This window comes from Sphingopyxis sp. GW821-FHT10B01, from assembly GCF_059415685.1.
Map to the genome: position 1 here is coordinate 991,413 of NZ_JBWKNS010000001.1, position 17,113 is coordinate 1,008,525.

Annotated in this window: 17 protein-coding genes (1 of these 17 running past the window's edge); 6 read left to right on the forward strand and 11 right to left on the reverse strand. The window is 65.6% G+C overall.

The genetic code is table 11. The features are described from left to right. Positions 1-679, forward strand: partial view of a lipopolysaccharide biosynthesis protein gene (locus AC07NV_RS04380; RefSeq protein ID WP_495165114.1) — the 3' end only. 830 nt of this gene lie to the left of the window's left edge; 679 of the gene's 1,509 nt are visible here — the last part of the coding sequence; the start codon falls outside the window, past its left edge; the stop codon is at positions 677-679. Between the two features lie 34 nt (positions 680-713). On the opposite strand, the gene AC07NV_RS04385 is transcribed toward AC07NV_RS04380, so the two are convergent. Next, positions 714-1,139 (reverse strand): CBS domain-containing protein, encoded by a 426-nt coding sequence (locus tag AC07NV_RS04385; protein WP_495165115.1) that lies wholly within the window; start codon positions 1,137-1,139, stop codon positions 714-716. Between the two features lie 126 nt (positions 1,140-1,265). Here AC07NV_RS04385 and AC07NV_RS04390 point away from each other — a divergent pair, with 126 nt between their 5' ends. Next, positions 1,266-1,574, forward strand: a complete 309-nt coding sequence (locus AC07NV_RS04390; RefSeq protein WP_495165116.1) for a hypothetical protein — start codon at positions 1,266-1,268, stop codon at positions 1,572-1,574. Then, entirely contained in the window at positions 1,564-1,953 is a 390-nt protein-coding gene (locus tag AC07NV_RS04395) for an acyl-CoA thioesterase (protein WP_495165117.1), read from the forward strand. Before AC07NV_RS04390 ends, AC07NV_RS04395 begins: the two co-directional genes overlap by 11 nt. Before the next feature lie 8 nt (positions 1,954-1,961). Here AC07NV_RS04395 and AC07NV_RS04400 read toward each other — a convergent pair whose 3' ends face one another. From AC07NV_RS04400 to hisS, 6 genes are all read right to left on the reverse strand, one after another. Continuing rightward, positions 1,962-3,545, reverse strand: coding sequence for a DUF4139 domain-containing protein (locus AC07NV_RS04400; RefSeq protein ID WP_495165118.1), 1,584 nt, complete (start codon positions 3,543-3,545; stop codon positions 1,962-1,964). Positions 3,546-3,555: 10 nt separating this feature from the next. Next, complete coding sequence (locus AC07NV_RS04405; RefSeq protein ID WP_495165119.1) at positions 3,556-4,947, reverse strand: DUF4139 domain-containing protein; 1,392 nt, start codon at positions 4,945-4,947, stop codon at positions 3,556-3,558. Between the two features lie 76 nt (positions 4,948-5,023). Then, positions 5,024-5,908, reverse strand: coding sequence for a DUF4167 domain-containing protein (locus tag AC07NV_RS04410; RefSeq protein ID WP_495165120.1), 885 nt, complete (start codon positions 5,906-5,908; stop codon positions 5,024-5,026). Positions 5,909-6,182: 274 nt separating this feature from the next. Continuing rightward, positions 6,183-7,007 (reverse strand): peptide chain release factor N(5)-glutamine methyltransferase, encoded by an 825-nt coding sequence (prmC, locus tag AC07NV_RS04415; RefSeq protein ID WP_495165121.1) that lies wholly within the window; start codon positions 7,005-7,007, stop codon positions 6,183-6,185. Further along, a complete protein-coding gene (gene prfA / locus AC07NV_RS04420; RefSeq protein ID WP_495165122.1) occupies positions 7,000-8,067 on the reverse strand; it encodes a peptide chain release factor 1 in 1,068 nt (355 codons plus the stop codon). The genes prmC and prfA overlap by 8 nt, the downstream gene beginning before the upstream one ends. Beyond that, positions 8,067-9,314 (reverse strand): histidine--tRNA ligase, encoded by a 1,248-nt coding sequence (hisS, locus tag AC07NV_RS04425; protein ID WP_495165123.1) that lies wholly within the window; start codon positions 9,312-9,314, stop codon positions 8,067-8,069. Before hisS ends, prfA begins: the two co-directional genes overlap by 1 nt. A gap of 94 nt (positions 9,315-9,408) precedes the next feature. On the opposite strand from hisS, the gene AC07NV_RS04430 reads away from it, so the two are divergent. Together AC07NV_RS04430 and ppa are read left to right on the forward strand one after the other, a co-directional pair. Next, on the forward strand, positions 9,409-11,337 hold the full coding sequence (locus AC07NV_RS04430) for a M61 family metallopeptidase (protein ID WP_495165124.1): 1,929 nt from the start codon (positions 9,409-9,411) through the stop codon (positions 11,335-11,337). A gap of 40 nt (positions 11,338-11,377) precedes the next feature. Continuing rightward, complete coding sequence (gene ppa / locus AC07NV_RS04435) at positions 11,378-11,914, forward strand: inorganic diphosphatase (RefSeq protein ID WP_495165125.1); 537 nt, start codon at positions 11,378-11,380, stop codon at positions 11,912-11,914. On the opposite strand, the gene AC07NV_RS04440 is transcribed toward ppa, so the two are convergent. The 4 genes from AC07NV_RS04440 to AC07NV_RS04455 all read right to left on the reverse strand — a co-directional run bounded on the left by AC07NV_RS04440 (position 11,911) and on the right by AC07NV_RS04455 (position 16,447). Then, positions 11,911-12,852 (reverse strand): mechanosensitive ion channel family protein, encoded by a 942-nt coding sequence (locus AC07NV_RS04440; protein WP_495165126.1) that lies wholly within the window; start codon positions 12,850-12,852, stop codon positions 11,911-11,913. The genes ppa and AC07NV_RS04440 overlap by 4 nt on opposite strands. Next, positions 12,849-14,054, reverse strand: coding sequence for a cystathionine beta-lyase (gene metC, locus AC07NV_RS04445; RefSeq protein WP_495165127.1), 1,206 nt, complete (start codon positions 14,052-14,054; stop codon positions 12,849-12,851). Before metC ends, AC07NV_RS04440 begins: the two co-directional genes overlap by 4 nt. A gap of 60 nt (positions 14,055-14,114) precedes the next feature. After that, on the reverse strand, positions 14,115-14,957 hold the full coding sequence (gene sseA, locus AC07NV_RS04450; RefSeq protein ID WP_495165128.1) for a 3-mercaptopyruvate sulfurtransferase: 843 nt from the start codon (positions 14,955-14,957) through the stop codon (positions 14,115-14,117). 182 nt (positions 14,958-15,139) lie between these two features. Beyond that, positions 15,140-16,447, reverse strand: a complete 1,308-nt coding sequence (locus tag AC07NV_RS04455) for a hypothetical protein (RefSeq protein ID WP_495165129.1) — start codon at positions 16,445-16,447, stop codon at positions 15,140-15,142. A gap of 119 nt (positions 16,448-16,566) precedes the next feature. Between AC07NV_RS04455 and queF the strand changes: the two genes are divergently transcribed. Then, positions 16,567-17,037, forward strand: a complete 471-nt coding sequence (gene queF / locus AC07NV_RS04460; protein ID WP_495165130.1) for a preQ(1) synthase — start codon at positions 16,567-16,569, stop codon at positions 17,035-17,037. Positions 17,038-17,113 lie beyond the last annotated feature (76 nt).

Genomic DNA, 17,113 nt, shown 5'->3' on the forward strand with positions numbered 1-17,113 from the left:
GCCGCCGCTGAACGAGGTCGCCTTCCCCGCCTATTCGCGAATCAAGAACGATATGGCCGCAGTGCGGTGGAACTTCCTCAAGACGGTGCGGCTGGTCATGCTCGTTGCCGCACCCTTCTATTGCGGGCTGGCTGTCGTCGCCGGGCCGATGGTCGAAACCCTGTTCGGCGCCAAATGGCTCGGCATGGTCCCCTATATCCAGCTGATCTCGCTCGCGTTGATCCTGATGACGGTGCAAATTCTCTTCGCTCCCGTCACCAATGCGCTGGGCAAGCCGTCGATCCCGATGTTCTCGGCGATGAGCGGCGCGATTCTCTTTCCCGCCGCCTTCCTCATCGGGGCACAATGGGGCCTTGTCGGCATGGCGTGGGCCTGGCTGATCGCCGCCCCGTTGTTGCTGCTGATCACCGCGCGCCTTTCGGCGCCGCTGATCGGTGTGACTCTATGGGATATCGCGCGGGCGATGCTGCCCGGACTCGCCCCTGCGCTGGTGATGGCGATCGGAGTTGGCTTGACCGCAGAGGCGATCGCGCCGCTCGGCCTCTCCGCAGCGGTCCGACTCGTCGGGCTCGTCGCACTTGGCGTCACATTATATGGCGCGCTGCTCTGGTTGCTCGAGCGCGAGGCGATCGCGGAAGTGATTCGCCTTGTGCTGCGCCGGAAGAGTCCCGAAGCATAGCGGCGCCGGAGCGTCGTCCGGCGTCAGTCCGAAACTACGACGCTATATAGTCGCGCATCGCCGCGGCCTCGGCCTCGATCCGGTCGATGCGATATTTGACGAGGTCGCCGATCGATACGAAACCGACCAGTCGTCCATCTTCCACGACGGGCAGGTGGCGGATGCGGCGCTGGGTCATCTGCGACAGCGCGCCCATAACGGCGGTCGCCGGATCGCAGGTGACGGGCGATTTCGTCATCACCTCGTCGAGCTGGCGGTCGAGCGCCTCGGGACCATAAGAAGACATGAGCCGGACGAGGTCGCGTTCGGAAAAAATGCCGACGATCGCTTCGCCTTCCATCACTGGCACGGCGCCGATGCGGTGCTGTGCAAGCAGGTCGAGTACCGCGCGGACCGTATCATCCTTGCGCGCCGAAATTACCGGGCCCGTGCGCCCGTGAAGGATCGCTCCGATCGTCATTCCATACCGCTCCCCATCTCGATTCTCCGTAAGCAAAGCCTATCATGATTCGCGGCAAAGCCGAAACACCCGGCCGCATTCCATTCGCGCTTGGCCTTGATCGCCGGCTGGTCCATGGAAGCGCCCATGGTCAAACGCTCCCCGCTCGACGACGGCGACACGTCGAAAATCGCCTGGGCCCGCTATCGCCGGCTGATGAAAGGCATGGCGTTGGTGTCGCTGCTCGCGGTCGTCGGCGCGCTCGGCTGGCTTCGCCTGACGATGGGCGAGGCGCTGACCATCCATATGATGATCGCAACCGCCGCCGGAGTGGGCCTGTCGGTTCTCCTCGGCGCCGCACTGATGGGCCTTGTCTTCCTGTCGAGCGGCAGCGGGCATGACGAAGCGATCGAAGACCCTTTTGAAGACGATCCGGATATGAACCATGACCGATAACAAGCCCGACTGCCCCCGCGACCCGATATTGCGCGTCGTCCCCCGCCCTGCCGACATCAATGCCAACGGCCATATCTTTGGTGGCTGGGTGCTGAGCCAGATGGACATAGCAGGCGGCATCGTCGCCGGACGCGAGGCGCAGGGCGCCGTCGCGACGGTCGCGATCGAGACGATGGAATTCATCGCTCCCATCCTGCTGCGCGATATCATCTCTATCTATGCGCACATCGAACGGCGCGGCCGCACCTCGATGGCGATCCGGATCGAGGTCATCGCGACCCGCGACGGGGGGCGGACCGAGGAGCGCGTGACCGAAGGCGTGTTCACCTTTGTCGCGCTCGACGAGAATCACCGGCCGCGCGCGCTACCGCCGGTCTGAACGCCGGATCAGCCGCCCTTCATTTTCTGCCGGAAAGTCTGCACAAGACTGTCGTTCGCGGGCACACGCACGCGCCAGACCCAGCTGCTACCGCGCCGTTCCCACCCTTCGGGAGTCGGCTCGATCGCAAAGGGGATCAGCATCTCGACCTCGGCATCGAAGGGCCGCGCATTGGTCAATGTGATCGCCCATGTCTGATATTCGCTCTTGGCATCGCGGTCGCTGACCACCGCGCGAAACTGTATCGCCGGGCTCTGACCGATGTCATAATCGACCCGCTCGTCCTTCGCCTTGTCGCCGATCGGCGCTTCGCCGACCAAGAGGCGGCGCCCGCCGATCGTCTCGAACACTGCGGCCGTGCCGGCGGGAAGCGCCAGTCCCAGCCCGTCCGATTCGCGATTCTGAACGCGGAGCCGCATCATCAACGGCTGCGGCTGGCTGTTCTGGTACAGCGTGCCGGCATAAAGCTGTTCGACCGCAACCTTGTCCCTGGCGAGCAAGGCGACCTGCTTTTGCCTCTTGGCCGACACGTCGACGCGGAACGGAATGCGATAGAATTTGAGGTCGCCGAGATCTTCGGGGGGAGGAGGCGGGGGCGGAGGCGGCGGAGCAGCGATCGGAGCGGGCAGCGCCATATAGCGCATATCCCGGCTACGCGCGCTCGTCACCACAAGCTCTTCGGCGCGGTCCATCATGCCAAAATTATCCTCGATCTCGATGATCGGCGGCAGTTCCCACAAGGGATGCGTGCTGGTGATATCCATCGGCCAGCATTTGAGGATGAGCGGCCCCGGGGTGCTGCGCGGCAGCGGCGGGCTATATGCCTTGTTGAGCCGCCCGGCGATGACGTTGAGCTGCGCGCCCGGAAAACTGGTGACCCCGCCGTTCGCGACGGTGATCCAGCCGGTCATACCCAGCGTCTTTCCGTCGGCGCCGCGATCGGCGACATAATTGGCCGCCCAGTCGAATCCCTCGGCCAGATAGAGCAGCTGGATTTTCACCGTCCGCGCCGCCTTGCTTTCGACAAGCACCGACAAGGTCGGCTTGGCCGACAGGTCCTTGGGGACGCGGGCGTACAGCATGCGCTCGGGAAGGCCCGAGCAGGCGAGCGCCTCGACCCCCGCCGCGGTGTGGAGAATGACCCCGCCGTTCGGCCCGGACTGGATCACCGCTTCCTGCTCGACGACCTTGCCAGTCGCGCGGCTGGTTCGCCGCAAGGTAACGCTGCGCTTGAGATAGGCGTCGACCAGTCCTGCGGGTGACAGGAGCCGGGCATCGCGATTCTTTTCGATCACGCCGTCGGGAAGACCGCTGACGACCGCCGTTTCGGGAAGCAACCCCTCGGCCACCCCCTCGAACCGCAAGACCGAAGTGCCCGCGGGCAGCGTGACCGTGCGCGTTTCGGTAATGAAGGCAAAACCCTGTGGCCAATTGGGGTTGATCGGCCCGGCGCCGCGATTGGGCGCGCGATAGACGGTGACCGCAGCATCGTCGATCTTCGCCGACACGACGACCGGCGGCGAAGCCTGGGCAAGCGCGGACGCCGGCACCAGCAGCGCCGCGCCCCACGCCAGCAGAGGCCAGGCCCGCATCGCGCGGTTCTCAGTAACGCGAATCGAAAGTGACGGTGACGTCGACCTTGCCGTTGGCGGGCACGGGCACCTGCCATTCGACCCGGTCGGCCGAGATACGTTCCCCCTTCAGGCTTTCATCGCTGATTCGCACGTCGCCATAAAGCCCGTCCTGCGCGAGCAGCACCGTCACCGGCGCCGGCCGGGCGTTGGTGACGGTATATTTCATCTTGGTGACCCAGCGCGAATCGCCCTTGCGCGTGCGCGACACGACGGTCGGCTGTACCTTCACGTCAAAAGCATCGCCCGTGCGCAGCGACATCGCCGACCCCATCGGGGTGTGGCCGATGGCGTTTTCGCCGATGAATTGAGGGTCGCCGCGCGCGTCACGCATATAAACACGAATCGTACCTGCGGGCAGCTGGTCGCCGAGCCCGCCCTGCCGCGAGGTCGAAAAACGCAGCACGCTCGCGGTGCTCACCGGCTCGGTATTGCTGCCCAGCCAGCTGTTCACATATTCATAGGTCGACCGCGCGGGCGCGCCCTTCACGTCGAGGAAACTGACCTGTTTCTGCTGCGCGTTGGCGATCGTCGTCCGTTCGGCGAGCGGATACAGATAATAGTCGCCGAGCCGCTCGCGCGCGTTGCTTTCGGTTCCGGCCGAATCCATCGTGCCGGTCATCTGGCGGAAACCGCCACCCCCGCCCGGATTGCCTGCAACGAGCAAGGTCCGCGCATTGCTGAATGTCGTGCCGGTGCTGTTGGTCAGCGTCACCCAGCCCTGGATGTCCATTGCCCCCTTGGCAGCATCGAACAGCGCGACATAGTCCGCCGTCCAGCCGAGGTTGGGAGTGAGGTAGGAGAGGCGCGCCGGGACGGTGCCGGCATTCGCGGCATCGACCGTCACCGACAGTGTCGGGCGTGCACGCAGATTGGGCGGCAGCCGGTCGAACACCGCACGCACGGGCAGGCCGTCGTCGCGCAGCACTTCGATCCGTTCGCCGATCTGGAGCACGATGCCGCCGTTGGCGGCGAGAACCTTTGCACGCTCGGTGCGTTCGGCGCCGGTCGCGGGGTTGGTGCGGACAAGGGTGATCGACTGGCCGACCGCCTTGTCCATCAACTTGTCGGGGGTGAGCAGGTCGAAATCGAAATTCTGTTCGACGATGCCGATGCCGGGACCCGAAAGCGTTACCGTCTCGGGACGGATACGCGCCGACACGTCAGGAAATTCGATCCGGTTCCGCCCGACGGTGACGCTGAGCCGGCGGTCGTCCTGCACCAGCGACTGGCCATTGTTATAGATGGTGACGGCAACATCGCCCTGTGCATTGCCTTGGGCCGGATCCTGCGCGGCCGCCGGGAGCGAAACCAATCCCGCCGCCAGAGCAGCCGGAACGCAAAGCATTGCCACAGCGCGCATAAAAAAACCTCCCCGCGAGTATAGGCGAGGAGGTCTATGTCATGTCGAATTCAAAGGCTAGCGCCAAATCGCGGGCCTATTCAGCGGCTTCCACGTCAGAGCTGCGCGTCGCGAGGGTGCGGCGCGTACGACGCGGCTTGGCGGCCGGCGCCTCGTCGGCAGCATCGCTTTCGGCGCTGCGGTCAGGACGCCCGATCGCAGGCGGCAGAACCGCCGTGTCGATCCCTGCGTCACCATTGTCGGCGCTCTCTTCCTGCCGCGGACGGCGGGCCGGGCGGCGCGCCGGGCGCGGGGCGGCGGCGCGTTCTTCCTCGACCGCTTCTTCGCGTGCGGACGCTTCGCTGCGATCGTTGCGATCGTCGCGCACTTCCTCTTCGTCGCGATTGCGGGCGACGGCGCGCGCACGCGCCGGCTGGCGGTTGCCGCGATTGTCATCGTCGCGATTGCCGCGCGGTTCGCGATTGCCGCGATTATCGTCCTCACGATTGCCGCGATTGTCGCGCTGGCCACGATCATTGCGATCGCTCCGCTCGTTGCGATCATTCCGGTCGCCGCGGTCGTCACCATTGTCGCCATCGTCGCGGTCGGTGTCGATATCATTGTCGGTATCGTCATGGCCGTCGAAATCCTCGACGCCGCGAATCTCGCGCTGGCGGTCGGGGCCACGGTCCTGCCCGTTCTGGGCGTTCTTTTCGTCCTGACGGGCGCGGAAGTCGCTCACGACGCGGAAATAATGGTCGGCGAACTGCAGATAATATTCGGTCTGGACCCGGTCGCCCGCAAGCTGCGCGTCGCGCGCGAGGTTGCGATATTTCTCGATCATCTGGGCGCCGTTGCCGCGCGCCCGACTGTCGATGCGGTTGGCCTGGTCGACCCCACCGCGTCCGCCCGATTGCGGCCGATTATTGTTGTTGCTGTTGTTGTTACGGCCGCGACGGCGACCGTTCTGTCGGTTGTTCATGTTCAACTGAGACATCCTGTCGATAAGCTAATAAGCTACGCCAACCCCTTTTGGCCGACCGCGCCATTGCGCGCCGTGCCCGCGCTCCTTGCGCGGTTCTTGCCCTTTACCGCTTGCGCCGAACCCCACGGTCCCGCACCAGCATCGTAAGTGGGAAGCAGACCAGCCGGACCAGTATCGATGCTGTCCGCATCGCCAAAGGGACCCCGATCAGGTCTGTGAGCCGCCCCTATCGTGCTTTGCGGCGGAAACCAAGCGAATTCTTGCGGGCGGGTCAGGTGCGGGTCAGCAAAAGCGCCCTGTCGCGACCGCCCAGATCCTGTTTGCAGGTGACGGCAAATCCCGCCGCTTCGGCGAGCTCGCCTACAGACATATGTTGCGTGTGCCCGATTTCAAGGATGGCGATGCCCCCGGGGCCTAGAAGATGCGGCAAATCAGGGATGATCCGGCGATAGTCGTCAAGGCCGTCGGCGCCGGCGAAGAGCGCCCCGGGCGGCTCGTGATCGGCGACATCGGGCATCAATTTTTCGGTATCGGCGATATAGGGCGGATTGCAGAGGATCAGGTCGAACTGGCCAGCGAGCCCCGATGCCCAATCGCCGATCCGGAATCGTGCGCGTTCGGCCATCTCAAGGTCGATGGCATTGTTCTCGGCCCAGGTGACGGCCTTCTCCGCTTCGTCGATTCCCAGCCCGTGCGCCGCGGGCCATTGGGCCAGCGCCGCGAGAAGCAAGGTGCCCGGCCCGGTTCCAAGATCGAGTATGCGCTTCGGCCCGTCGGTGCCGAAATGATCGATCGCGGCCTCGATCAGCGTTTCGCTGTCCGGGCGCGGGATCAGCATGCCCGGGCCGACCATAAGCCGGATCGTCCAGAAATCGCGATAGCCGACGATATAGGCGACGGGTTCGTGCGTCATTCGCCGCCCGATCAGCCGGGCGAATTCGGCGGGCACTTCGAAGCGGTAGGGATCGAGCAGCAGCGCCTGCCGCTCGACACCCAGCGCATGCGCCATCAGCAGTTCGGCATCGAGGCGCGGCGTGTCCGACACCCCCGCGAGCCGCTGCGCCGCATCGCGCAGCGCGGCGCCGACGTCAGTCACCCAGCCCCGCCAGCCGCTGCGCCTGATCTTCGGCGATCAGCGCGTCGATCAACTCGCCCATCGCGCCTTCGATGATTTCGGGCAGGCGATGGAGCGTCAGGTTGATGCGGTGATCGGTCACGCGCCCCTGCGGAAAATTATAGGTGCGGATGCGTTCGGAGCGGTCGCCCGACCCGACCATCGACTTGCGCGCCGACGCTTCGGCGCTGTGGATCTTCTCGCGTTCCAGATCGTAGAGCCGCGCGCGCAGCACCTGCATCGCCTTGGCGCGATTCTTGTGCTGGCTGCGCTGGTCCTGCTGGATCACGACAAGGCCTGACGGAATATGCGTGATGCGGATCGCCGAATCGGTGGTGTTGACATGCTGACCGCCCGCACCCGACGCGCGATAAATATCGATCTTGAGGTCGCTGTCGTTGATGGCGACGTCGACCTCTTCGGCCTCGGGCAGCACCGCGACGGTCGCGGCGCTGGTGTGGATGCGGCCCTGACTTTCGGTCGCCGGCACGCGCTGGACGCGGTGGACGCCGCTTTCGAACTTGAGCTTGGCGAAAACGCCCTGCCCCGTCACCGACGCGACGACTTCCTTGTAGCCGCCAACCTCGGTCTCGTTCGCCGAGATCACTTCGACCTTCCAGCCCTGACCGTCGGCATAGCGGCTGTACATCCGCAGCAGATCGCCCGCGAACAGCGCCGCTTCGTCGCCGCCCGTGCCGGCGCGGATTTCGAGCATCGCAGCGCGTTCGTCGGCGACATCCTTGGGCAGCAGCTTGATCGCAAGATCGTGCTCGGCGGCGGGCAGCGCCTCCTCGACCGCGGCGATTTCCTCGGCCGCCATCGCCTTCATCTCGGGATCGGCGAGCATTTCGGTCAGCGAGGCCAGTTCGCCGCGCAGCCGCACGACTTCGCGCGCCGCGGTGGCGACAGGTTCCAGTTCGGCAAATTCCTTCGACGCCGCGACGAAATCGGCGGGCGCCATATCGCCCGTCGCCATGCGCGCTTGCAGCGCGGCATGGCGTTCGATGATCGCGTCGATCTGTCTTTCGGAAACATTGGTCATCAGAGCGCGCGGACGACCGCCTCGACCTGCCTCGCCCGGTCGCTGTCCCCACGGACATTGACGTAAGCCACATCGTCGCGTGTGCCAACCGAGACCAGCGCGTGGGCCGGAATCTTGACCGCCTTGTCGAACCGCTTGCGCGGCGATCCGGTGGCTACGATATCGGCCGAGAAGCCGCCGCTGCGCAGGGTGGCGAGAGCCTTCATCGCTTGCGCGAACTGACTATCGTCCTCGACCGCGATCACTGCGTCGAGCCGGTTGTCGATGATATCATCGGCAAGCAGCATCGCCAGCCGCTCGATCCCGGCCGCCCAGCCGACCGCGGCGGTCGGCGGTCCGCCGAGCGCTTCGATCAGCCCGTCATAACGCCCACCGCCGAGCACGGTGCCCTGTGCCCCCAGCCGGTCGGTGACGAATTCGAACGCCGTATGGCGATAATAATCGAGCCCGCGCACGAGCCGCGCGTTGCGCTCCCACGCGACGCCAGCCGCATCGAGGCCGGCGGTGACCGCACCGAAGAAATCCTGCGCCTCGCCGGTCAGGAACGCGTCGATGTCGGGCGCGCTGTCGGCGATCGGACGGTCCTTGGCATCCTTGCTGTCGAGGATACGCAGCGGGTTCTTGTCGAGCCGTGCGAGGCTGTCTTCGGACAGGTCGCCGCGGTGCGCTTCGAAATGCTCGACCAGCGCAGTACGCCATGCGTCGCGGCTCGCGGCATCGCCGAGCGTGTTGAGCGTGAGGGTCACGCCCTCGCCGATGCCGAGCTCTTTCAGGAGCTGGTCGGCGAAGACCAGCAACTCGGCGTCGGCAAGCGGGCTGTCGCTGCCCAGAACTTCGGCATCGAGCTGGTGAAACTGGCGATAGCGTCCCTTTTGCGGGCGCTCGTAACGGAACAGCGGGCCGTGGGTCGCGACCTTGAGCGGCGCGAACTGCTGCCAGCCGTTGGTGATGTACGCCCGCGCGATGCCGGCGGTAAATTCGGGGCGCAGCGTGATCGATTCACCGCCGCGATCCTCGAACGAATACATTTCCTTCGACACGACGTCGGTCGTCTCGCCCAGCGAGCGCGCGAACACCGCGGTCGGCTCGATCACCGGCACTTCGATGCGCTTGTAGCCATAGAGGCGACGCACCCGCTCGAATGTATCGACGACGTGCGCGAAACGGTCGGCGAAATCGCCGAGCATGTCCTGCGTGCCACGCACGGCCTGCGGAGTCGGGATCTTCGCGGATTTGTCCTTGCTCATGGCCGCGGCGTCTAATGGTTTTTCGTCGAAAGGCAAAGGGCGCTTGCAGAGCGTTCGCTGGACCTCACGGCCAATCGGAGGCAAAGAAACGAACATGATAAAAGCACTGTTCGTCGCACCCGCGCTCTTCGTCCTCACTACGCCCACCGTCTACGCCCAAGAGGGCAACAGCCGGCCGCAGCCGGTCGTCCAGCCACTGACCATCCCGCTGCCCGTCGACCGGCCCTATCCCGGCACGATGCAGCTGAAGGTCGACGCGACGGACTTTGCGCGCGGCATCTTTCATGTCCGCCAGACGATTCCCGTGGCAAAGTCGGGTAAGCTGACCCTGCTCTATCCCGAATGGCTGCCCGGCAAACATGCCCCACGCGGCGCGATTGCCGAGGTAGCCGGGTTCAAGGCGAGCACAGGAGGAAAAGCGCTCGTCTGGACGCGCCAGCCGACCGATGTCTATGCGTTCGACATCGACGTACCCGCAGGCGCGAAGAGCATCGACGTAACATTCGATTTCCTGTCGCCGACGCGCACGAGCGAAGGCCGCGTCGTGGTGACTCCCACGATGATGAACCTGCAGTGGGAGCAGGTCAGCCTGTATCCCGCGGGCTATTTCACCCGCGCGATCCCGGTGCAGCTCGAAGTGACGCTGCCCGACGGCTGGACCGGTGCGTCGGCGCTCGACGGCCTGAAGGTTTCGGGAAACCGCTACAGCTTTGCCCCGACCAATTACGAGGTGCTGGTCGACAGCCCGATGTTCGCGGGAAAATATTTCCGCAAATGGGATCTCGGCAACAAGGTAACGCTCAACGTCGTCGCCGATGAAGCAAAATATCTCGAAGCGAGCCCCGATCATATCGCGCGCCACGCGGCGCTGGTGTCCGAGGCGGTGGCGCTGTTCGGGGTGCGGCATTTCGACCGCTATGAATTCCTGCTCGCACTCACCGACGAACTCGGCGGCATCGGGCTCGAACATCATCGCAGCAGCGAGAACAGCCGCAACCCCGACTATTTTACCAAATGGAACGACAATGACAGTGAGCGCGGGCTCCTGCCGCACGAGCTGACACATAGCTGGAACGGCAAATATCGCCGCCCCGACAAGATGTGGACCCCCGATTATCGCACCCCGATGCAGGACAATCTGCTGTGGGTCTACGAAGGCCAGACGAGCTTCTGGGACCTCGTTATCGCCGGTCGGTCGGGGATTCAGTCGAAAGACATGATCCTCGCCGAATGGGCGACGAACGCGGGCTATTACAGTGCGCAGCCAGGGCGGCTGTGGCGCTCGGTCGAGGACACGACGCTCGACCCGATCATCGCGGCGCGCAAACCCAAGCCTTTCGCGAGCTGGTCGCGGAGCGAAGATTATTACAACGAGGGATCGCTGGTCTGGCTGGAGGCCGACATGCTGATCCGTCAGGCCACGAACAACGGCAAAAGCCTCGACGATTTCGCGCGCGCCTTTTTCGGCGGGCGTGAGGGGGATTGGGGGCAGGATACATATGATTTCGACGATGTTATAGCGTCGCTGAACGCCGTTTATCCGCACGACTGGGCGAATTTCCTGCGCGAAAGGCTCCAGACGCCGGGGCAGGCCACGCCCGTCGGCGGTATCGAGCGTGCGGGGTATCGTCTTGTCTGGCGCGATGCGCCCAATGTGTACGACCGCGACCGCATGGCGCAGGCGAAAAACGCCGACCTGACCCATTCGCTGGGCATGACCGTCGACAAGGATGGCATCGCGAGCGCCATCCTGTGGGACGGCCCCGCGTTCAAGGCGGACATCGTCAACGGCACGAAAATCGTCGCGGTCGACGGCACCAGCTATAGCCGCGAGCGCCTGGAAAGCGCGATTCGCACCGCGACCGACGGCAAGACCCCGGTGCGTCTGCTCGTCGAACGCGGCGGCCGCTATCGCAATATCGAGCTCGATTATCACGGTGGCCTGCGCTGGCCGCACCTCGAAAAAACGGGCGGTGGCCCCGACTGGTTTGATCGGCTATTGGCGCCGCGCCGCCAGCTGTAAAAGATTCGGCGGAGAACAGAATAAAGGACTCCATTCTCCCATGCGCATCGACCTGATTCCCGCCGGCGACAGCCCGCCCGACAGCCTGAATGTCCTGATCGAAGTCCCGATCGGCGGCGAGCCGGTGAAATATGAATTCGACAAGGCATCGGGCGCGCTGTTCGTCGACCGCTTTCTGCACACGCCGATGCGCTATCCCGCCAACTATGGCTTCGTGCCGCACACGCTGGGCGAAGACGGCGATCCGCTCGACGCTCTGGTCGTCGCGCGCTCGCCGATCGTCGCGGGCGCGGTGGTGAAGTGCCGCCCGATCGGCGTGCTGATGATGGAAGACGATGCCGGCGGCGACGAAAAGCTGCTGTGCGTCCCCGTCAACAAGACCTTCCCCTATTATGCCGACGTCGCGAGCTACACCGACATGCCGCCGATCGTGCTGCAGCAGATCGAGCATTTCTTCACCCACTATAAGGATCTCGAGCCCGGCAAATGGGCGAAGCTCAACGGCTGGGGCGACGTCAATGAAGCGAAACGCATCATCGTCGAGTGCATCGAGCGCGCGAAGGCGACCGGCTTCTAATTGCTGTCCGCGGGCGCCGGGCCTTGGTCCGGCGCCCCGATAATCCGCACATCCTGCCGCGGATAGGGAATGGCGATCCCGGCTTCCTTGAAGCGATCCCAGATCCCCAGAAACACCTCACCCTGAATATTGCCGAGCCCCGCTTCGGGGTCCGAAATCCAGTAGCGCAGCTCATGCTCGACCGCGCGTTCGCCGAACGCCGTGATCCACACCGCCGGTTCGGGCTCGTTCAGGATCCGCGGGTTCGTCATCGCAGTTTCGACGATCAGCCGCTGCGCAAGCCGCAAATCGCAGCCATAACCGACCGGAATGCGCATCCGCACGCGCACCTCGGGGCTCGCATAGCTCCAATTTTCGACCGGCTGCGTCATCAGCAGTTCGTTCGGGATCAGATGCTTCTTGCCGTCGCGGGTGACGACATTGACCGCGCGCACCCCGATCTTGGCGACTCGCCCGACATTGGGCACGCCGTTCGTCGCCGCCGTGCCGCCCATGCTGCTGCCGTCGCCGACGACGATGATGTCGCCCGGCTTGATCGAGCGGTCCATCAGCAGGATGATCCCCGCGATCAGATTGCCGACGGTTTTCTGCAGCCCGAAACCGATCGCGAGGCCCGCGGCGCCCGAAAAGACCGCGAGTGCGGTCAGGTCGATCCCGAGCAGATCGATACCGAACAACAGCGCAAAGACGGCCAGCGCAATCGCGATCAGCTTTTCGGCAAGCAGCCGCTGCGTCGCATCGATCTGGGTGTTGCGGCGGAGCAGCCATTTGATCGAGCGCAGGACGACACGCACCGCCAGATAGAGCAGCACCGCGACGATGATCGTCGAGAACAACCCGTAGAGCGACAGGCGGTACGAGCCCACATCGATACCGATGGCCTTCAGCGCGTCGATCGTGCGAACGACACCTTCGGGCAGCCCGTCCACCCTGCTCATCCTGCCATCGCAGCAAAGCCGCGCTCGAGATCGGCGATCAGGTCGGCCGGATCCTCGAGCCCGATCGACAGGCGAACCAGCGGGTCGGGATCGCTCCAGCCGGTCGCGGTGCGGATCGTCGCCGGATCACTGGGTACGACGAGGCTTTCATAACCGCCCCAGCTGAACCCGATGCCGAAATGCACGAGCGAATCGATGAAGCGCGTCCGCGCCGCCTCGTCGACGCCTTTCAGCGTGAAGCCAAAGAGTCCGCTGGTGCCACGAAAATCGCGCGACCAGATCGCCTGGCCCGGATCGCCGGGCAGGGCGGGATGGAGGACGCGGCCGACCTCGGGCCGTGCCGCGAGCCAATTGGCGACCGCAAGACCGCTCTCGCCGTGGCGCTGCATCCGGACATCAAGCGTGCGGAGGCCGCGCAGCATCAGCGCGCAATCGTCGGGCGAAACCGCCTGCCCGAGTTGATAGGCCGCCTGCCGCAGCCGCGGCCAGACGGCCTTGGTCGCGGTGAGCGAGCCCATCATCGCATCGCTATGCCCGCCGACATATTTGGTAAGGCTCATCATCGTCACATCGATGCCGTGCGCGAGCGCCGGAAAGAGCAGCGGTGTCGCCCAGGTGTTGTCGAGCATCGTCAGCACGCCGCGCGCGCGCGCGGCTGCAACAATCGCAGGGATATCCTGCACCTCGAAGGTCAGGCTGCCCGGCGATTCGAGGAAGATCAGCTTGGTTTCGGGCCGGATCAGCCCGGCGATGCCCGCGCCGACGAGCGGGTCATAATAGCTCGTCTCGACCCCCAGCCGCGCGAGCATGCCGTTGCAGAAAGCCCGCGTCGGTTCGTACGCGCTGTCGACCATCAGCAGATGATCGCCGGGCGACAAGAGCGCGAGCAGCCCCGCCGAATTGGCGGCAACCCCCGACGGATAGAGCAAGGTGCCTTCGGCGCCCGGCTCCATCTGCGTCAGCGCGTCGGCGAGCGCCCACACCGTCGGCGTCCCGCGCCGGCCGTAATAAAGCTTGTCGTGCGTCGCGTGGCCGCGCGCCTTCAGGTCGGCGATATTGTCGTAGAGAATCGTCGAGGCGCGCCACACCGGCGGATTGACGACGCCGCCGCCGAGCCGCGGGTCGCCGGTCCATTCGGGCCGCCGGCCGCCCTGCACGAGCTTCGTTGCAGGGCGGAGGTTTTCGTCATCGCTGTTGCTCATCCCCGCTTGTTAGCGGGACGCACGCCAAAATCCACCTTCGCGGGGCGACGAACCAGATTTTCAGGCCGCGCCGGTCGCCTTGGGCGTCGCAGGATCGGCGCCCCATTCGACCCAGCTGCCGTCATAGACCGACACATCTTCCTTGCCGAGCAGATGTGCGCCGAACGCGACGACGGTCGCGGTCATGCCGCTACCGCAGGTCGTGACGAGCGGCTTGTCGAGATCGATTCCGGCGGCGTCGAACGCCGCCTTGAGCTCGTCACCCTGTTTCCAGGTGCCGTCGGCGTTGAACAATTCACTGTGCGGCAGGCTGCGCGAGTTCGGGATATGGCCGGGAGCAAGGCCGGGACGCGGATCGCGGTCTTCACCGGTGAAGCGTGCGGCGGGCCGCGCGTCGACGACCTGTTCGGCGCCGCTGTCGACGTTCGCGAGCATCTGATCCTTGGTGCGAACCGCCTTGGCATCGCGCCACACGGTGAAATGGCGGTGGCGCAGTGTCTGTTTGCCCATTTCGAGCGCGCGGCCTTCGGCCTTCCATTTGGCGAGGCCGCCGTCGAGGAGCGCGACGTCGTGCGCGCCGAACAGCTTGAGCAGCCACCATGCGCGCGCCGCGCTCTTCAGCGGGCTGTCGTCGTAGAGCACGATACGGCTGCCATCGCCGAGACCCAGCGACTGCATGCGGCTGGCAAATTTCTCGGCCTGCGGCGCCATATTTTCGACGTCGCTCGACGGATCGGTCAATTCAGCCAGATCCATGAAAACTGCGCCGGCAATGTGCCCCGCTTCATATTCGGCGCGTGCGTCGCGCCCGGCGTCCGCCATGAATTTCGTCGCATCGACGACCCGCAGGTCCGATGCCCCCAGTTCGCGTTCCAGCCAGTCGGTTGAGACCAAGGCGTCCATGTCATGCTCCTGTTGCGGCCGGTCGGGAACTTCTTTGCCTGTCCCTATCCCGGCCATCCTGCTGTGGCTTCTTTCCGGGGATAGTCAGCCTATGCCCCGCCCTGCGCTTTTTCAAGCGCGGTGGAGATGTGCCTCAGCCGATGCTGCACCGCAACAAAAAAGCAGTACCCTTATGGGCCAGATTATTGGCTACGCTTGATCGCCGTCGCGCGGGCGCCCGGGCGGTCGACATTATAGGACGCGCGGTCGAGCGGTAGCGGCGACAGCTTGCCGCTGCCGCTCGCGCCCTGTTCGCGGCCCAGCACGAAACTGCCCGCATTCTGGCCGAAGGCATCGCCCTCGCCGTCCCAATGATAGGTCACGTCGAACGCGATCACGGGCACCAGCATCGGCTTGCCGCCGATCATCAGCGGTTCGATCGCGGCGCGCGGCAGCATGACTTCGGTCGACAATAGCTCGCCGTCGCCGACAGCGAGCGCCATGTCGTCGCGCAGCACGCTGCCCCCCGCCCCGTCGAAGAAGCGGGCGAGCACGGCCTCGGGCATCGCCGATCCCTGATTCAACGCGAGTCGAACCATCAACCCGGTCGCGGGGACCGTTCCCTGATTGAGCAGGTTCAGCGCAAAGCCCACCGCGACATGATCGGGCGCGAAGCGAATACTGCGAATGTCGAGCGCCATCCCGACGATCGCGCGCCGTTCGCCGGTCACGCGCGTGACGAGCGGCGAGGCCGGGCGGGGTTCGGGCTGAGCCACCGGCGCCCGCACCGGTTGCGGCGCAGCCGGGCGCGGAGCCACGGGCGCGGCGGACTTCGGCGCCGGGGCGGCAGGCTGCGGCGCCGGAGCGCCCTCGTCGACCGCCGGACCCGAGACCGTCATGCGGCGGCGCCAGTACCAGAAGCCCGCACCCGCGGCAGCGGCTGCGGCGAGCAGCCACGCCCAAAGCGGTGTCCCCGACGGTGCGCTCGCTGGCGCGGCGGCGGCAGGCGGTTCGTCGGCTACAACCGGCCCTGCGTCCGTGACCGGAGCCTCGGGCACGGCGGTGGTTTCGATCGGAGGCAGCGCGGGACTGTCGATCGTGGCGGGCTGTGTCAGCGCCGCGCCGTTCGGCGCAGCGACGGTGCGCGGCGCCGCCGATGCCGGGGCCTCGCGGCGCGCCGGGGCTGGCGCGGGCGTCGTGACGGTCGCCGGCTGCGTCGGCGCGACTCGCGGGGGCGCCGCAGGCTGCACGGGCGCTGGCGCAGGAGTGGGCGTCGGCTGTCCGCGCCGTTCGCCCGGTGCGACGGGCGGCAAACCGTTGTCCGATGGGCCCTGCACGCCCGACGGGCGACCTTCGTCGGCGGGGGGCAGGCGGAAATCGAGCGGGCGTCCCGACGATGGCGCGGGCGCCGGCGTGTTCTGCGCGAGCACGGGCACCGGGCCCGTCAGGGCGAGCGCGATCAGCGGCAGCAACGCCGCTTTGCTTCCCTGCCCCTTCGTCCTGTTTGTCATTCTGTTTTCGCGATCCCGAACCATATATTTTGGCCAGCACGGCTGAATTGGCGCTGAACCCGGCCGTTTCCGCCCGACAAGGCGGTGACATGGGCCGCGCTGCGCACTAGAGCCTTTCCATGACCGATTCCAGCCCTACACCGCTCGCGCCGAAACATCTCGGCCAGTCCAGCGAACTTCCTGCCGCGCCCGAAGCCGCGATCCTCGACTATGTCCCCAATCCGCGCATCGGCGAGCTCTATCTCGTCCGTTTCGCGGCGCCCGAGTTCACGTCGCTTTGTCCGGTGACCGGCCAGCCCGATTTCGCCCACCTCGTCATCGATTATGCGCCCGGCGAAACGATCGTCGAATCGAAGAGCCTCAAGCTGTTCCTCGGCTCCTTTCGCAATCATGCGGGCTTTCACGAGGATTGCACCGTCGGTATCGGCCGCCGCCTGTTCGACGAGATGCAGCCGCGGTGGTTGCGCATCGGCGGTTACTGGTATCCGCGCGGCGGCATCCCGATCGACGTGTTCTGGCAATCGAGCGCGCCGCCCGCCGACCTGTGGCTGCCCGATCAGGGCGTCGCGCCTTATCGCGGGCGCGGCTAGTATTGATGCGGCACCGGCCCGCTCCCCCTCCCGGCCTCCCACAGGCTACTATCGTTGGGGAGGCCGGGAGGGGGAG

Excerpts from the sequence above, each read along its gene's own strand:
- AC07NV_RS04385 (WP_495165115.1), bottom strand. The coding sequence starts at position 1,139 with ATGACGATCGGAGCGATCCTTCACGGGCGCACGGGCCCGGTAATTTCG.
- AC07NV_RS04390 (WP_495165116.1), top strand. The coding sequence starts at position 1,266 with ATGGTCAAACGCTCCCCGCTCGACGACGGCGACACGTCGAAAATCGCC.
- AC07NV_RS04395 (WP_495165117.1), top strand. The coding sequence starts at position 1,564 with ATGACCGATAACAAGCCCGACTGCCCCCGCGACCCGATATTGCGCGTC.
- AC07NV_RS04400 (WP_495165118.1), bottom strand. The coding sequence starts at position 3,545 with ATGCGGGCCTGGCCTCTGCTGGCGTGGGGCGCGGCGCTGCTGGTGCCG.
- AC07NV_RS04405 (WP_495165119.1), bottom strand. The coding sequence starts at position 4,947 with ATGCGCGCTGTGGCAATGCTTTGCGTTCCGGCTGCTCTGGCGGCGGGA.
- AC07NV_RS04410 (WP_495165120.1), bottom strand. The coding sequence starts at position 5,908 with ATGAACAACCGACAGAACGGTCGCCGTCGCGGCCGTAACAACAACAGC.
- prfA (WP_495165122.1), bottom strand. The coding sequence starts at position 8,067 with ATGACCAATGTTTCCGAAAGACAGATCGACGCGATCATCGAACGCCAT.
- hisS (WP_495165123.1), bottom strand. The coding sequence starts at position 9,314 with ATGAGCAAGGACAAATCCGCGAAGATCCCGACTCCGCAGGCCGTGCGT.
- AC07NV_RS04430 (WP_495165124.1), top strand. The coding sequence starts at position 9,409 with ATGATAAAAGCACTGTTCGTCGCACCCGCGCTCTTCGTCCTCACTACG.
- ppa (WP_495165125.1), top strand. The coding sequence starts at position 11,378 with ATGCGCATCGACCTGATTCCCGCCGGCGACAGCCCGCCCGACAGCCTG.
- AC07NV_RS04440 (WP_495165126.1), bottom strand. The coding sequence starts at position 12,852 with ATGAGCAGGGTGGACGGGCTGCCCGAAGGTGTCGTTCGCACGATCGAC.
- metC (WP_495165127.1), bottom strand. The coding sequence starts at position 14,054 with ATGAGCAACAGCGATGACGAAAACCTCCGCCCTGCAACGAAGCTCGTG.
- sseA (WP_495165128.1), bottom strand. The coding sequence starts at position 14,957 with ATGGACGCCTTGGTCTCAACCGACTGGCTGGAACGCGAACTGGGGGCA.
- AC07NV_RS04455 (WP_495165129.1), bottom strand. The coding sequence starts at position 16,447 with ATGACAAACAGGACGAAGGGGCAGGGAAGCAAAGCGGCGTTGCTGCCG.
- queF (WP_495165130.1), top strand. The coding sequence starts at position 16,567 with ATGACCGATTCCAGCCCTACACCGCTCGCGCCGAAACATCTCGGCCAG.